Raw genomic sequence first — 14,882 nt, forward strand, 5'->3', positions numbered from 1 at the left:
ACAGAACTGCCGCATAGATTCAAAAAAAGAATTTCTATGGGGTAGGGGAACTGCGCTTTTTTCGCGTATGATTTCAGTCAACTATACACAATAAATGTAAAAAGGGAGATGCGAAAAAACTCAATCGAGTTTTTTCACATCCCCTTAAATTCCAATATCTACTCATCAATTTAACAAACTGTCAATCAGGTCTCTTTTTTGTAGTTTAGATTTCCATTTCTCAGGTATATTACCATAGCCATAATAAAGCCCTGCAAGTCCACCTGTTATGGCTGCTACAGTATCAGTATCATCACCCAGATTTACAGCTTTTAAAATAACTTCCTCATAAGATGATGTATTTATCAAACACCATATCGCAGCCTCCAGTGTATACACTACATAACCTGTACTTTTTATCCGGTCTTCAGATATATCTTTAAATTCTGAAAGCGAAATAAGTCTGTTATAATTATCCAACTCACTCTGAGTATTTTTATTGTAATACTCAAATGCCTTATCTACTCCTTGCTGTAGCCTTTCTGTTAATTCTCCGTCTTTATCTAAAATAGCTTTTACTAAAAAATAATATATCCCACAGGCTATTTTACTTCTTAGATGTGCATGTGTCAGAGCTGAACAATTATGTATAATATCTATAGCTTCATTATCAGGCAATTTCACATTTTTTTGCTTTTCAAATATGTACAGACATACAGGTAGAATTCTCATAAGTGAACCGTTACCGTTATCCCACTCCGTTTCACCTCCGGATTGCAGAGGATCGGCTCCGTTACTATATTTTATAATAGCTCTTGAAGTTGCAATACCGATATCAAACACATTATCAAAAGGTGTATACTCCCCATTCATACACCAATCTTGGAACCTGTCCATTATATCCTTATAATCCATTTTACCCTTATCCCTGATACTTGCAAGGGTTGCTATTGCCATGCTGCTGTCATCCGACCATGTACCCTCAGGCTGATTGTATGTGCCATATCCTCTCATATCTGTTACAGGATCAAGTTTTCTGTCTTCTCTTGAACTAAACTCCACAGGTACTCCCATTGCATCTGCAACTATCAAACCATACATCCCTGATTTCCAAATATTATCCATTAATCCCCCCTATCATATATTCTGTTTAAAAGTGATACTCATCCTTTACGCCTAATAGCTGACTCCATCTTGCAGAAATAAGCTTAGCATAGAAAACACTTGCAAGCCCATAGCATCCAAGTGAATAGGCATCATTTATCTCTACCAACAATGTTTGCCCGTCTTTTGTAACACATATGTCCAAACTACAGGCCATCGGCCTTTCCTCCCAGCTGATAAATGCCTCCATCATAGAATCTAAAACTTTAAAATCATAATGGTATCTATAACTTTTTCTGCTTCTGTCCAATAATAAACCATATGGTCTGACGTCAACTATCTCATCATAGATTATAAAACATCTCCATTCCGCACATATGTCCAAAGGCTCACTTACAAGTACATCATAATATTCAGAATAGTTCCCGCAGCCGACAAGGTCAGATATACTGCTTATTATTTTTCCTGTAAAGGCTTTGCTTCTTACAGGCTTAACAAAATAACCGGCTGACCATTTTTCTTCACTTCTTGAAATACTGTTTATTGTGTCCTTCCAGACTTTTCTTCCAAGAAATTTATACATTACTTTTGGATAATCAGGTATACTTGGTTCAATACCGAATTTTGAGAATATACTGTTGCATTGATCTATATAATCCAGAACAATATCTTCTCTATTTACTCTGTCATAAATTTCATCAATTTTATGATAGGGAATTATCTCCGCTCCCAGCTCTCTAAAACCATACATGGCATTTGCAATATTTACACTATGAGGAATTTCTATTTTCATTTCATTGTCAAATTTTGTCTTTAAATAAACTTTTCCCATAATCCCACCTTTTTATACTATTTTATATTATATAAACACACAAGATAACCTTCAATATACTTGCAATATAAAAAATGTCCTGAATTCTAAAACAGGACATTAGATACATATATTTTATCTTTGTAATAAACCTCTTATATTAATTAGAATAAAAAGTACAGGCCTTGAAGTCAGTATTAATATCAATACAAGTAAATTAGATATGTGAAAAAGTAATTTATTTACTAATCCGTTTGATGAGCACATTCTTAATGCAAATCCCTTGCCGATAGGCCAAAAAAGCTTCTCACGCTTTCCATTGAGTGCGTCGATAACCATATGTGAAATAAAACCTATACTAAAATATGGAGCCACATCAGGAAAAATTATGTATACAAAAAAGCCAAGCCCAAGCAATGCCAATATTGAATGCATAAATGATCTGTGTGGCTGTTTAATTCCAAAAATACATATACACAAAAACGCTAATATTCCGGTAATAATTCTTGCAATATTGCTGTCCGCCATCAGTCTGTCATATATACCAACGTGGAAAACTGCATCTGCAATTACTATTCCGGTAACAGTTCCAACGGCCAACCCTATAATGCGATCCACCTTATTGTAAGCGCCTGATGTACCTACATCTATATCACTGATAATACCTCCAAATCCTGCTACAGCTGTTCCTGCCACAAGCATTGTTATACTCTGTGGCCTGCAGAGTGCAAGCCCTGCCGCCATACCTACAGAAAAATGTGTCTTTCCCAGCATCCTTTACCTTTCTTATACTATCTCCTACCCGCTTCAAGTATTTGGTTTACAAGTAACTCTATCTCACAGTTTTCATCTACAAGATTTTCCTTTTGCCAATCCGAAATATCACTTATAACTTCACAATTCTCTGAACTTAGCGGTAAATGCTTTATCGAATGATTTAAAACTTCCAATAAAATTTCTTTAGGATTTTCTACATTTGAAATACCAAGTACAGGTCCCTCATCAAGCATTGCATCCACAATCGACAAAACGCCTTCAAGCTCCTCATAAGTAAGTCCATCTTTTTTAAGTATTGCTTCCACATCTGACTTTTTATAGCAATCCCATCCCGAATAAGCCGGCATAACATCATTTGACACTGCATCTGTCAAAAGCCACTGTCTTATCTCTTCTGTATCTGGCTCAATATAGTGAACTGCATGTACTTTTCCCCATCCGTTTACAGACTTTGCAATATTCATGATCTCAGTATTTCCATTCTCCCAGTTTCGCATTATAAAAACCGAATACAATGTAAACTCATCCGAAAGTCCAAGAGTCCTTACCATACCCTTTACTTCATCACTTTGTGTAAACAATTCCTGAATCATCATTCCAACTTTAACACATTCAATATTTGCAGACTGAGTCATCAAATGCAAAGAATACACATAAAATTTATCTTCTATTTCATCTTTTCGATCAAGTATACAATCTTGAAGTTCATCTATAAAATTCACTACTCTTATACGTTCACAAAGCTTTTCAAGCACAGAATCCGCCTGATCATAATCACCTGTATTAGCAAATGTAATAACTGTATTTATCTCTTCTATGTCTTTTTGTGTAATCTCTGCCGCCCCCATATGATAGACACCTATTCCGTCCTTCGCACCGTCTATATACTTAAGACCTTCTTCATCATTTGGTAACGAAAAATCTTTTCCCAGAGTTATTATATCGTCATCTTTAAATTCAGTTTGCCTCAGTCGATCTGCTATAATTTCAAATATAGGCTTTTTATTCATACTCCCTCCTTCTATTTTTCCATTTCAGCCTTAAAAACCAAAATAACATCCGCATCTGAGCAACAAAACTCCGCACATCCCTCAGGCTGTCCCGGTAAGCTGCCTCCATATCTTAGAATATCTATATATGGGAAGGCACAGTGCATTGCCATAGGACAAATTTTTCCCCTGTCCTCATCATAATCAAATACTTCTCCGACATGATGTCCTCTGTGACATCCCATCTTTCCCCTACGATCTGTGATAGTTATTTTTATTTTCGGTCTTTTTCCTCTGTTCATTCAAATCCTCCACGAAATCTACCTGTCCCAATAGAAAAGATTATCAATCACATCTACTATACCGTCCTCATCATTGGACTTTGTAATATAGTCTGCAGCCTGTCTAACTTTCTCCTGAGCATTCGCCATTGCCACACCTATGCTTGCAGCCTGTATCATTGATAAATCATTGAATCCGTCACCACAGCAAACAAGATTCTTTGTGTCCTTGCCGATCTTCTTTGTCATATTTAAAAGGGTATTTGCTTTATCTATGCCTACCTCTGTAACCTCTAAAAAATACGGCTCTGAACGAACAATATTTAACTTTCCTTCCCAAAGCTTTTTCATTTCCTTTTCCACCTTGGCAAGATGCTCACCCGGTGCAGTCATCAAACATTTAATAACCGGAAATGTAATCTGTGGTGCAAGAGGGTCAACTTTCACTCTTATAAAGTGATTTATTGTAACCTCCAACATATAATATTGCTCATCTATATCAAGAGCATATGCTTTATCATGATTGTAAGTCATAAGATTTACTCCAAAATGTTTTGCCTGTTCTTCCAAAATAGGCAGATACTCATGTGTAAGCTCCTTCATAAACAGCTCTTTATCATTTTTACAATCATAAAAATATCCACCGTTATAGGCAAGTATATAGCCGCCTTTCTCTTCAAGTTCAAGTATATTTGCTATCGGACTTACTCCAAATGTAGGCCTTCCGGATGCAAGTACAACCGTTCCTCCGGCCTTTATAAATTTGTCTATAGCGGCTTTAGTATTCTCGGTAATCTCCTTTTTTGAATTTGTCAATGTACCGTCCAAATCCAATGCAAGAACCGCTTCGCTTATCCTTATTTTCTTTTCTTCAAATATATTCATTTTCCATCCTTATAAATGTCTGAATCCTTCTCCTGCCACTTCATTTGAATCTAAAATAATAACAAATGAATTAGGATCCAGCCTTTTTGCAGCCTGTCTTACTGTATGCACTTCCTTTGTTCTGCATGCACACATTACCACATTTCTTTCTTCATCTGTATAGCTTCCCACAGCTTTAAGATATGTTGAGCCGCGGTCGATAAGATCCGATATTTCCTTTGCCATTTCCTTCGGCTTGTCACAAATAATCATAATAAGCTTACCCGCTGTAAGGCCGTCCATAGCCTTATCAAGTACTACAGATACCAGATAAGCTATAATAAGTCCATAAATCAAACTGTTTACATTTCTTGAAACCAATGCAACACCCAGCACAATAATCAAAGAGTCTATAACCAATGCTATCTTTCCCAGTGAAATATGCGGGAAGAAATGATGTATCAAAACCATTATAAAATCAGCACCGCCTGTAGAAGAATCTCTCATAAAGATAAGCGCATATCCTGTTGCCGATATTATTCCTGTACATATAGCAGCCAACATATAATCTCCCTGATAAACAGGAAGTGCTTTTGCAACTATATCAATCATTATGGAAGTTATTATAATCGATTTAACAGACTTTAATAAAAACTTTCTTCCTATTTCTCTGTACGAGAGTATTGCAAAAGGTATGTTTAATATTATTGTTCCTATTCCGACAGGAAGTCCTACCAATTGGTAAATAATTAGTGCCAAACCTGTAAATCCTACCATAGGGAATTTGAATGCCGCCGCAAAACAGTATGTACCTATTCCCATAAAAGCACCTGCTATGATATCCACGATAATATCAATTGTTAATTCTTTTATAAATTCCTTATTCATCCTTTTATAAACCTTTATTCTAAAATAATTCACTCTTGTATTTTACAGAGTCTTCTTCAGTTATCTCTCTAAGCACTCTGCAGGGATTTCCGGCAGCGAGTGAATTTGCCGGTATATCCTTTGTAACTACACTTCCGGCAGCTATTACACTGCCATCTCCTATAGTCACCCCTCCTGTTATTACCACATTAGCCGCAATCCAGCAGTTTGATCCGATATTAATAGGCTTTGCATACTCATCATCATATGCGCTTCCGTCTTCTTTGTATTTTACATTTCTCTCCTGCCATCTAAGCGGATGAACAGGTGTCATAAGACTGCAGTTCGGTCCGAACATTACATTATCACCTATATTTACAGGGCATACATCCAATACGGTAAAATTAAAATTGGCATAGCAGTTTTCTCCAAATGTTGTAAAAACTCCATAGTCAAAATAAATCGGACCTTGTAAATACAATCCCTTACCTTTATTCGGTATGAGTTCATCAATAACAGTATCTCTCAGACAGTCATCCTCAAATAAAGCATTGTACTGTTGTGAAAGTCTATGTGCTTTTGTTCTCAGCCTTACCAATTCTTCATCAGTCGGATCATATATCTTTCCTGCGAGCATCTTCTCTTTTTCGCTCATCTTATCTCCTATATAACTAATTATTCTTATTAATGCCGAAACTATATTATATACTATATTAATAAAAAAAGGCAGTCCCAAAAAGGATTGCCTTAATAAATCTTATATATATCCCTTCCACTTAAGCAAAAGCGACGAATTAATTATTACAAGTATAGAGCCTGCATTATGTACCAATGCTCCTACAATAGGATTTAATACACCTGTTATTGCCAAGAAAATCGCAATGAAATTCAGTCCCATAGAAAATGACATATTTAACTTGATAGTATTCATCATCTTTTTGGATAGTGACAATAAATGTGGAAGCTCCTTAACATCATCATCTACAAGTGCAATATCCGCAGCTTCTATGGCAATATCGCTTCCCACACCGCCCATAGCAATACCAACAGTTGCTCTTTTAAGTGCAGGCGCGTCATTTACACCGTCTCCAATCATACATACAAGTTTTTCTTCCTTCTCCCTACTGTCAATAAACTTGAGCTTATCCTCAGGCATACACTCTGAAATATGCTCAGATATCTTTAATGCACTTGCTATATTACCTGCAGCATTTGCATTATCACCTGTAAGTAAAACCGGTGCCACTCCAAGTCCCGACAGTTTTGATATCATTTGAGAACTCTCTTCTCTTAATGTATCTGAAAGTACTATATATCCTGCAAACTTCGAATCTATTCCTATATAAATAACTGTACTTCCCTGATTTGTATACTTACTGAACTCCTCCTCATTTTCAACAGTAATATTGTTATCATTTAAAAGTCTTATATTCCCTGCAAGAACAGATTTATTGTCTATTGTAGATGATACTCCCCTACCGACTGTCATCAGGAAATTTTCACATTTTAAAATATCTTTTCCGGTCATTTCTTTATATGAATTTACAATTGCCTTTCCTATCGGGTGTTCAGAAAGTGCCTCACAAGCTGCCGCAAATGAAAAAATATTTTCATCGGTAAAATCATTTGATATACTCTTGTATTCCTTAACCGTAAGCTTACCTGTTGTAAGTGTACCGGTTTTATCAAAAGCAATAGTATCAACTTTTGAAAGTCTCTCTAAGGCATCGCCCTCTCTTACAAGAAATCCGTGTTTCGTTGCATTTCCTATTGCCGCCATTATAGCTGTAGGTGTTGCAAGTACCAATGCACAAGGACAAAAAACAACAAGAATAGTAACCGCTCTGATTATCTCTCCGGTAAATATCCATGTAAGTACTGCCGCACTGAGTGCTATAATTACAATCCATGTGGCCCATCTGTCAGCAATGCCTACTATCTTTGACTTGCCTGCATCTGCGGATTGCACAAGTCTAATCATCCTTTGAATAGAACTGTCCTCACCGACTTTAGTAACCTTCATTTCAAATACTCCGAACTGATTTATTGTTCCGCTTGCAACCTCGTCTCCTACAGTTTTATCTACCGGTAAGGACTCTCCCGTCATTATAGACTGGTCTATAGACGTCTGACCTGAAGTAATAATTCCGTCAACAGGTATACTTTCACCGGGTAGTACCCTTATAATATTCCCTGTCTTTACACTATCAGATTCTATAATTCTTTCAACACCGTTTTCAATAATCCTTGCAGTTTTAGGTGTCAGCTTTACAAGCTTTTCAATTCCCGCTCTTGCCTTTTCCACAGTTAAATCCTCAAGCAATGCTCCAAACTGCATGATAAAGGCTATTTCTCCGGCTGCAAAAACTTCACCGATACATATAGCTGCAATAAGTGCAAGTGAAACCAATACATCCGCTTTTATATCAAATTCTGTGGTCAGACCTATTATAGCTTCCATTATTATAGGAAATCCACAAAGTACGATTGCAATCCATGCAAGATTAAATGGCGACTTTACAAAGGCTGTCAAGCTTAAAAAAAGCGATATACCGGATATTATCAGAAATACTATATCTTTTTTTATCCCACCGATTTCCATCAAATCTTCAATTTTTTTCATAAAACCTTTCATATAAGCCTTCTTTCAGAATATATAAATTATTTAGTATACCTATAGGGGTATATGTTTATGTTTAGATTATACCTATAGGGGTATATGTTGTCAAGTGTATATTAAAAAGCCAATACCTTAATCAACTAATCTTGATTAAAGTATTGGCTCTATTGAATGCTTATATTTGAATATATTATCCCATATTTGCAAATCTTTCTACTGCTTTTGTGAACTTCTCTATTGTCTTATCTACATCACCATGTTCAATACCGTCTCTAACACAATGTTGTATATGTCCTTCAAGTATCACCTTACCGCAACCATGTAGTGCTGACTTTGCCGCATTTATCTGCGAAAGAACATCCTCACATGGTACATCTTCCTCAATCATCTTATCTATTGCTTGTACCTGTCCTATTATCTTTTTTAATCTGCGATGTAGATTATTTACATCCATGCATTGTTTCATACTTTCTCCATCCATTCTACCAAACTGTTCATGCTCAATAACTATATAAAAACCTCATATTTTATATAATTTTAGTTGTTTCACTTATAAGACATTATAATGGTTAAAGTTTTTATGTCAATGTAGGTTATATACAACAAGGTATTCCGAAATAATAAAAAACTCTCGTCGATTCCATGCCTAAACACCGCCAAAATACTCTGCAAAAGCATTAAAATTATATTTATTTGCGGAATGATCCAATACTGCAAAATGAATTTCTTTAAATAGTTTTTTCAGTGCTATATCTTTATATTTTATATCTTCCAGCGCTTTATAGTATAAATCTGAAACTATTTTTGCATCATTGCCGAATGCACCGCAGCCCCATGCACCAAGTACCAAATATTTATATCCATAATATGCCGCAACTTTTATAGTTGAAACTATTCTTTTGAAGAATAATTTTTCAAAATCTTCCTGTCCGATGCCAAAAAGTCCATGTGAAATTACAGGTGCGGCACATGTCATCACCGATACAATGGCTGAATCCTCCAATAATTCACCATTCAAGTCCTTTATAATTTCCACTGTAGGATTCATTATCATAGCATCTGAACCCATTAGAGATCCCAGTGTGGAATTATATCTATAGTATTCCTTGGCCGATACATCCTCCAATGCCAAAAGTAATGAGCTTTTACGGCAAAGATCCTCCTCCTGTGCCCTTGCCCCTCTTCTTACTCCACCACCCGGATTCACAGAATTTGCAAAATTAAGCACCAAAACTCTTTCATCAGGCTTCCTCTCTTTGATACTTAATGCAACTGAAAAAGAATCCTTATTTATACAAAAATACTTAGATTCTTCTTCATTACACTTTTTCTTATTCAAACACTCACAAATATTACTTACCTGATTTGGAAGTAAAACATTGGATGCATGTAACTCTTTTTTTGAAAGCTTTATATCTTTTTTCTCTCCCTCCTTTATATAAAAGCCTTCTTCAAAGATCTTTAAAGTGTCATTTAAAATCTCCATTTCGCGTGTTCTCATAATTCCTCCAATAATATGCTTTTCTAATAACCGACTCTTTAAATTTAATATTATAATATCGGCTTATCTCTTTACCATACAATATCATTTCAGGTGTACAATAAAAATGCCTGACACATACCAAATAAAAATTATTTTTTTATTCCAATAGAGGATTTATCTATATATTATCGTATTACATTTTCAAACTGATGGGCAGAGCCGGAATCGAACCGGCGTTGTTTCTTTTGTAACGGATTTACAGTCCGCCCCCTTCGCCACTCGGGACACCTGCCCTTATATAATTCTTTATTTTATGACATAAGCTCATAATGAAAACTGTGAATCATAAAATAATTCCCCTATCCGGATTTGAACCGGAATCAATCGGTTCGTAGCCGATTATTCTATCCATTGAACTATAGGAGAGTCATGTAAAAGAATAACATGGGAAGATTCTTCTGTCATTCTACCGGTAGTATAAATGCCTGTTTATGATTCCCCACCTATTCTTCCACCATCTCCGCTTTAAATACCAATATAACATCCGCATCCGAACAGCAAAACTCAGCCTGACCTTCAGGCTGCCCCGGGAGACTTCCGCCATATCTTAAAATGTCAATATATGGAAAGGCACAGTGCATTGCCATAGGGCATATTTTCCCTCTATCCTCATCATAGTCAAAAACCTCTCCCACATGATGCCCCCTATGACAGCCCATCTTCCCTCTTCTGTCTGTAATTGTTATTTTAATTTTTGGTCGCTTTCCTCTATTCATAACTTTCTCCGTTCACTAAACTAATATTAAATATCCAAATATAAATACCTCTAATATCCCAATCTGTCATCACCTTATATAATGCTCCAAAAGTATCCTTTGAATGTTTTCAAGATACTATTCCTTTGCATATTCCTTTATTACAGCCAGAAATCTTTCTCCATATTTAGAGTATTTATTTTCTCCCACACCTGAAACATTCAGCATCTCTGACTTTACAGTCGGAAGCTTTACACACATATCAATCAATGTTTTATCATTAAAAATAATATAAGGAGGCATATTCTCCTCTCTTGCAATCTTAAGCCTAAGCTCCTTTAGCTTACCAAACAGCTTAAAGCCCGAGGAAGTAAGAGCTTCCATTCCCTTTACATTCTTCTTGACCTTTACAATTCTCTCATTAACCTTATCCTCATCGGTTATTTTAACCAAAACCTTAGTATCGGGATTTTTAAGATTACCTATATCGCCAAGTTTTAAAACCTGATACTCTCCCGTCAAAATATATCCTTCCAGCAACATCTGTTCAATAAGACGCCTTAACAGATTTTTATTTGATGAATCCAAAACCCCAAAGGATTTATACCTGCTTGCTCCTATCTCTTCAAGCCTTGCAGTCTTTGCACCGAGAACGGTATCCATAATGATATTCTTTCCATATCTGCCCCTTGCTTCATATATGCAATTTATTATTTTTTTAGCCTCATTTGTCATATCAACAGTCTCAAATTGGTGTAGGCAATTTCCACAATCCTCACATGGCTTTTTGGGAGTTTCTCCAAAATATTTTAAAATATAATTGCGCAGGCATTCCGTTGTATAGCAGTATTTCTCCATTACCAGAAGCCTTTTTATATCTCTTTCCCGAATTGTTTCAATATCTATAGGATCAATATCTCTAAGCTCCTTATGTTCCAGTAAAAATCTGTTGATCATTATATCTTGTGGTGAAAAGAGCAAAATACATTCGGAATCCAAGCCGTCCCTGCCGGCTCTTCCTGCTTCCTGATAATAGTTTTCCATGCTTGACGGCATATTGTAATGAATAACAAATCTTACATTTGATTTATCAATCCCCATACCAAAGGCATTTGTTGCTATTGCAATACTTTTATAGTCAAATACAAAATCATCCTGCATTTGCTTTCTTTCTTCAATACTCATTCCCGCATGATATTTTGCAACAGATATGCCTCTGTCTTTTAAAATTGTATACAGACTGTCAACATTTTTTCTTGTTGCGCAGTAAATGATTCCACTGTCTTTGCCATGTTTCTCTATATAATCAAATATATACTTATCTTTATTTACAGGCTTTTCCACTTTGAAAAATAAATTCTCCCTGTCAAATCCTGTTACAAGAAAATACGGATTAATAAGCCCTAAAGAGCAAATAATATCTTCACGCACATTCTTTGTAGCGGTCGCCGTAAATGCACTTATAATGGGACGCTCATCCAACAGATTTACAAATTTCACTATATCCATATAGCTTGGTCTAAAATCCTGTCCCCATTGCGAAATACAATGTGCCTCATCCACTGTCACCATTGAAATTTTTACAAATTTTGCAAGACTTATAAAGTTCTCACTCATAAGCCTCTCAGGTGCCACATATATAATCTTATACATCCCCTGAGATGCCTTTTTAAATGTAACATTCATTGCCCTTTCAGACAGAGAACTGTTTATAAATGCTGCCGAAACTCCCGCTTCATTTAACGCCTTTACCTGATCCTGCATAAGAGAAATAAGAGGTGAAATAACCAGAGTAATGCCTGAAAGCAACATAGCCGGAACCTGATAGCATAATGACTTACCCGCTCCTGTCGGCATCACGGACAGCGCATCTCTCCCCTCCATAATAGCATTTATTATTTCCTCCTGCCCCGCTCTAAAAGAATCATATCCAAATACCGCTTTTAGAGCTTCTTTGGGAGAATTATATACCGCATCCTCTTTACCTGAATACTCATAAAAATCTATATCATCAAACTGTATACTTTCATCATAATAATTTTCTGCCATCTCAAACAAGCCCTCCCATGATAAATCATCTGCGAGTTTATTTTTATTAGAATCATCTTTCATAGTAGTCACCTATTGTTGCATATTATATACGATATACTACATCGCCTATATATTTACCCATATTTTTATTTTAAAATATTAAATTCCGCTCTTATAAAATTATACCCGAACTTAAGACCTGCCAAAAGCAGAGAAGCCCCCAAACCTGCATAGAAAACTGCGATAAAGCGCTTTGGAGCCAATCCGCCATAACGCAAAACAATGCCCAATATCATCATAAATGCCATTATAACAAAGGATTTTCCATCAAAAAACTTTATAAAAAGATGCCTTTCTTCAGTATAATTGCCGATTCTTTCCGTATGCTTTTTTACCAGTTTAGAGAAAACAAAAATCTGAAATACAACAAACACAACTACCGACAATAAATAATTTATTATATTATGATATGGCTTATACTCTATAAATCCTATTCTAAAGATATTAAAGCCTGCCGCACTCCACACAAAGCATGCAAGCAATAGCAAAGTGTTTCTTTTTACATTCATGGTATACCTCCATTAGGCAATTTAACATCATTATAAGTAAAAAAATGTACACTGTCAAAAGATGTACATTTTTCTTTAACCCCGGTATTTGTTTGTAAATAAACTTAAAGTCCACTGTTATTTTATGGCTTTTACTAGTTTATAAGTTCACACAGGATGCCTTTTGGCATTACATATAAAATTCTTCCCTTCGCACTTTCACCTATCTTATCATAAAGCCTTCCTGCACTGTAACTCTCACCGACTACGGTATAAGGGCTGTTTGCCACATAACCTATAGTGCCAAGCCCCGGCAGTTCCACCTTGATTGCCTCCTTATCATATTCATTATCCGTCTCCTTGATAAGTTTAACCTTCATCTTAGGCTTTAAAAAATCTATTTTTATCCTAGCATATAATGTGTCCGATAAAAATGACATCATATTATATGGGCTTATAAGAAGGAAATATATTTTATATGGTTTGGATTTTTTTGCATCTTAAATATGCCAGTTCAAGCATTCCTATATTAAGTATTGCAAAAAATATCAAATACACAGGCATTATCCCGATACCTATATGCTGTTGCAGCACTCCGAATACCATCGGCATAAATGTACTTCCTGTATAGGCAAATGCCATTTGAAGTCCGATAACAGCCGCACTATATCTTTTTCCAAAATTTGTGGGTGCCATATGCTGAATTGCAGGATATACAGGTCCCATACCGGTTCCTATTATCACAAAGCCTATAGCCGCAATAAGATAGTTTTGTGTAGGAATAAATAACATAAAAATCCCGATAAATTCCAAAATAATACCTAATCTGATAAGCTTTTTGTCTCCAAATATATTTGATATAAAACCTGAAATCAATCTTCCAAACATCAAGCCGCCAAATATAAGTGCTCCGAATGCTGCAATCCTTTCATCCGACAGTCCTGACTTGGTGCCTGCAAAATAGCTGGGAGTCCACAAAAAACAGGTTGCCTCACCTGAACAGTAGGCAAAAAAAGCAATCAATGTCAACAATACTCCCGGCACCTTAATACTCTCTCTGATTCCGGCACTATCCTGCCTGTCTTCCTCCGCTTCAGATTCATTTCCCTTCCATAGCGGCAATGAAATTATTACAATTGCCAAAATAGCCGTTTGAACAAAAGCTGTCCATAAATATCCTTCATTCCACTTGGCATATTTAAGTGCAAGCGACATAATGTACGGGCTGATCATTGCCCCTACTCCATAAAAGCAATGTAAAAAATTCATAACGGAGCCTGAGTAATTGCTTGCCACATAATGATTGACAGATGCGTCAATCGCTCCTGCTCCAAGCCCGTAAGGAATCGCAAAAATAAAAAGCATTTCATATCTGTGTGAAATGGAAAAACCGGTTAAACCCAAAATAGTAAGTACTATTGATGATATTACAATCCACTTTGTATGAAATCTCTTAATCATTCTCGGGCTTAAAAGTGCGGATATAATAGTCATAAAGCATATAGTCATTGATATATAACCTGCGTATGAAGACGGTACTCCAAATACCACCTGCATTTTCGGCCATCCTGAGCCTAAAAGCGAATCCGGCAGTCCGAGACTGATAAAAACCAGATATATAACAGCCAGTAGTAAAGAAATCATATTTACCTCATTTCAAATATTCATTTTATATGCTAGTATTATATCGTAAAATAAATCAAAATATGTAGTACTATATCGTTTATTATCGTTATTTTAATAGTACTATATGGTCATTATATAGGAGATAAA

16 protein-coding genes and 2 tRNA genes are annotated in these 14,882 nt (G+C 35.9%); all 18 read right to left on the reverse strand.

Annotation, left to right across the window (positions count from 1 at the left end):
* Nucleotides 1–165: 165 nt before the first annotated feature.
* Nucleotides 166–1,104, reverse strand: coding sequence for an ADP-ribosylglycohydrolase family protein (locus HMPREF1495_RS08350; protein WP_034213740.1), 939 nt, complete (start codon nucleotides 1,102–1,104; stop codon nucleotides 166–168).
* A gap of 25 nt (nucleotides 1,105–1,129) precedes the next feature.
* A complete protein-coding gene (locus HMPREF1495_RS08355) occupies nucleotides 1,130–1,915 on the reverse strand; it encodes an ATP-grasp domain-containing protein (RefSeq protein ID WP_034213742.1) in 786 nt (261 codons plus the stop codon).
* 114 nt (nucleotides 1,916–2,029) lie between these two features.
* The gene (locus HMPREF1495_RS08360) at nucleotides 2,030–2,668 is read right to left on the reverse strand and encodes a metal-dependent hydrolase (RefSeq protein WP_034213744.1); all 639 of its coding nucleotides are present in this window, start codon (nucleotides 2,666–2,668) and stop codon (nucleotides 2,030–2,032) included.
* A gap of 17 nt (nucleotides 2,669–2,685) precedes the next feature.
* Complete coding sequence (locus HMPREF1495_RS08365) at nucleotides 2,686–3,681, reverse strand: hypothetical protein (RefSeq protein WP_034213746.1); 996 nt, start codon at nucleotides 3,679–3,681, stop codon at nucleotides 2,686–2,688.
* Between the two features lie 11 nt (nucleotides 3,682–3,692).
* Nucleotides 3,693–3,962 (reverse strand): TIGR04076 family protein, encoded by a 270-nt coding sequence (locus HMPREF1495_RS08370; RefSeq protein ID WP_007593869.1) that lies wholly within the window; start codon nucleotides 3,960–3,962, stop codon nucleotides 3,693–3,695.
* A gap of 18 nt (nucleotides 3,963–3,980) precedes the next feature.
* Nucleotides 3,981–4,826, reverse strand: coding sequence for a Cof-type HAD-IIB family hydrolase (locus HMPREF1495_RS08375; RefSeq protein WP_034213748.1), 846 nt, complete (start codon nucleotides 4,824–4,826; stop codon nucleotides 3,981–3,983).
* Nucleotides 4,827–4,835: 9 nt separating this feature from the next.
* A complete protein-coding gene (locus HMPREF1495_RS08380) occupies nucleotides 4,836–5,693 on the reverse strand; it encodes a YitT family protein (RefSeq protein WP_034213750.1) in 858 nt (285 codons plus the stop codon).
* 19 nt (nucleotides 5,694–5,712) lie between these two features.
* A complete protein-coding gene (locus HMPREF1495_RS08385; RefSeq protein WP_034213752.1) occupies nucleotides 5,713–6,327 on the reverse strand; it encodes a sugar O-acetyltransferase in 615 nt (204 codons plus the stop codon).
* A 102-nt stretch (nucleotides 6,328–6,429) separates the two neighbouring features.
* A complete protein-coding gene (locus tag HMPREF1495_RS08390) occupies nucleotides 6,430–8,295 on the reverse strand; it encodes a heavy metal translocating P-type ATPase (protein ID WP_330368698.1) in 1,866 nt (621 codons plus the stop codon).
* Between the two features lie 187 nt (nucleotides 8,296–8,482).
* Nucleotides 8,483–8,758, reverse strand: a complete 276-nt coding sequence (locus tag HMPREF1495_RS08395; RefSeq protein WP_007593879.1) for a metal-sensing transcriptional repressor — start codon at nucleotides 8,756–8,758, stop codon at nucleotides 8,483–8,485.
* Between the two features lie 180 nt (nucleotides 8,759–8,938).
* On the reverse strand, nucleotides 8,939–9,793 hold the full coding sequence (locus tag HMPREF1495_RS08400; RefSeq protein WP_034213757.1) for a TIGR02452 family protein: 855 nt from the start codon (nucleotides 9,791–9,793) through the stop codon (nucleotides 8,939–8,941).
* A gap of 192 nt (nucleotides 9,794–9,985) precedes the next feature.
* Nucleotides 9,986–10,069, reverse strand: a tRNA-Tyr gene (locus HMPREF1495_RS08405).
* Between the two features lie 60 nt (nucleotides 10,070–10,129).
* Nucleotides 10,130–10,201, reverse strand: a tRNA-Arg gene (locus tag HMPREF1495_RS08410).
* 77 nt (nucleotides 10,202–10,278) lie between these two features.
* Nucleotides 10,279–10,551: a TIGR04076 family protein gene (locus HMPREF1495_RS08415; protein ID WP_007593883.1), complete on the reverse strand. Its 273-nt coding sequence runs from the start codon at nucleotides 10,549–10,551 to the stop codon at nucleotides 10,279–10,281.
* 117 nt (nucleotides 10,552–10,668) lie between these two features.
* Nucleotides 10,669–12,642: a DNA helicase RecQ gene (recQ, locus tag HMPREF1495_RS08420; RefSeq protein WP_242832880.1), complete on the reverse strand. Its 1,974-nt coding sequence runs from the start codon at nucleotides 12,640–12,642 to the stop codon at nucleotides 10,669–10,671.
* Nucleotides 12,643–12,707: 65 nt separating this feature from the next.
* On the reverse strand, nucleotides 12,708–13,130 hold the full coding sequence (locus tag HMPREF1495_RS08425) for a hypothetical protein (RefSeq protein ID WP_034213759.1): 423 nt from the start codon (nucleotides 13,128–13,130) through the stop codon (nucleotides 12,708–12,710).
* Nucleotides 13,131–13,264: 134 nt separating this feature from the next.
* Nucleotides 13,265–13,552 (reverse strand): HIRAN domain-containing protein, encoded by a 288-nt coding sequence (locus HMPREF1495_RS08430; RefSeq protein WP_007593891.1) that lies wholly within the window; start codon nucleotides 13,550–13,552, stop codon nucleotides 13,265–13,267.
* 31 nt (nucleotides 13,553–13,583) lie between these two features.
* Nucleotides 13,584–14,753 (reverse strand): MFS transporter, encoded by a 1,170-nt coding sequence (locus tag HMPREF1495_RS08435; protein ID WP_034213761.1) that lies wholly within the window; start codon nucleotides 14,751–14,753, stop codon nucleotides 13,584–13,586.
* Between the last annotated feature and the right edge of the window lie 129 nt (nucleotides 14,754–14,882).

The organism is Lachnoanaerobaculum sp. MSX33, assembly GCF_000512995.1.
Classification (GTDB): Bacteria; Bacillota; Clostridia; order Lachnospirales; family Lachnospiraceae; genus Lachnoanaerobaculum.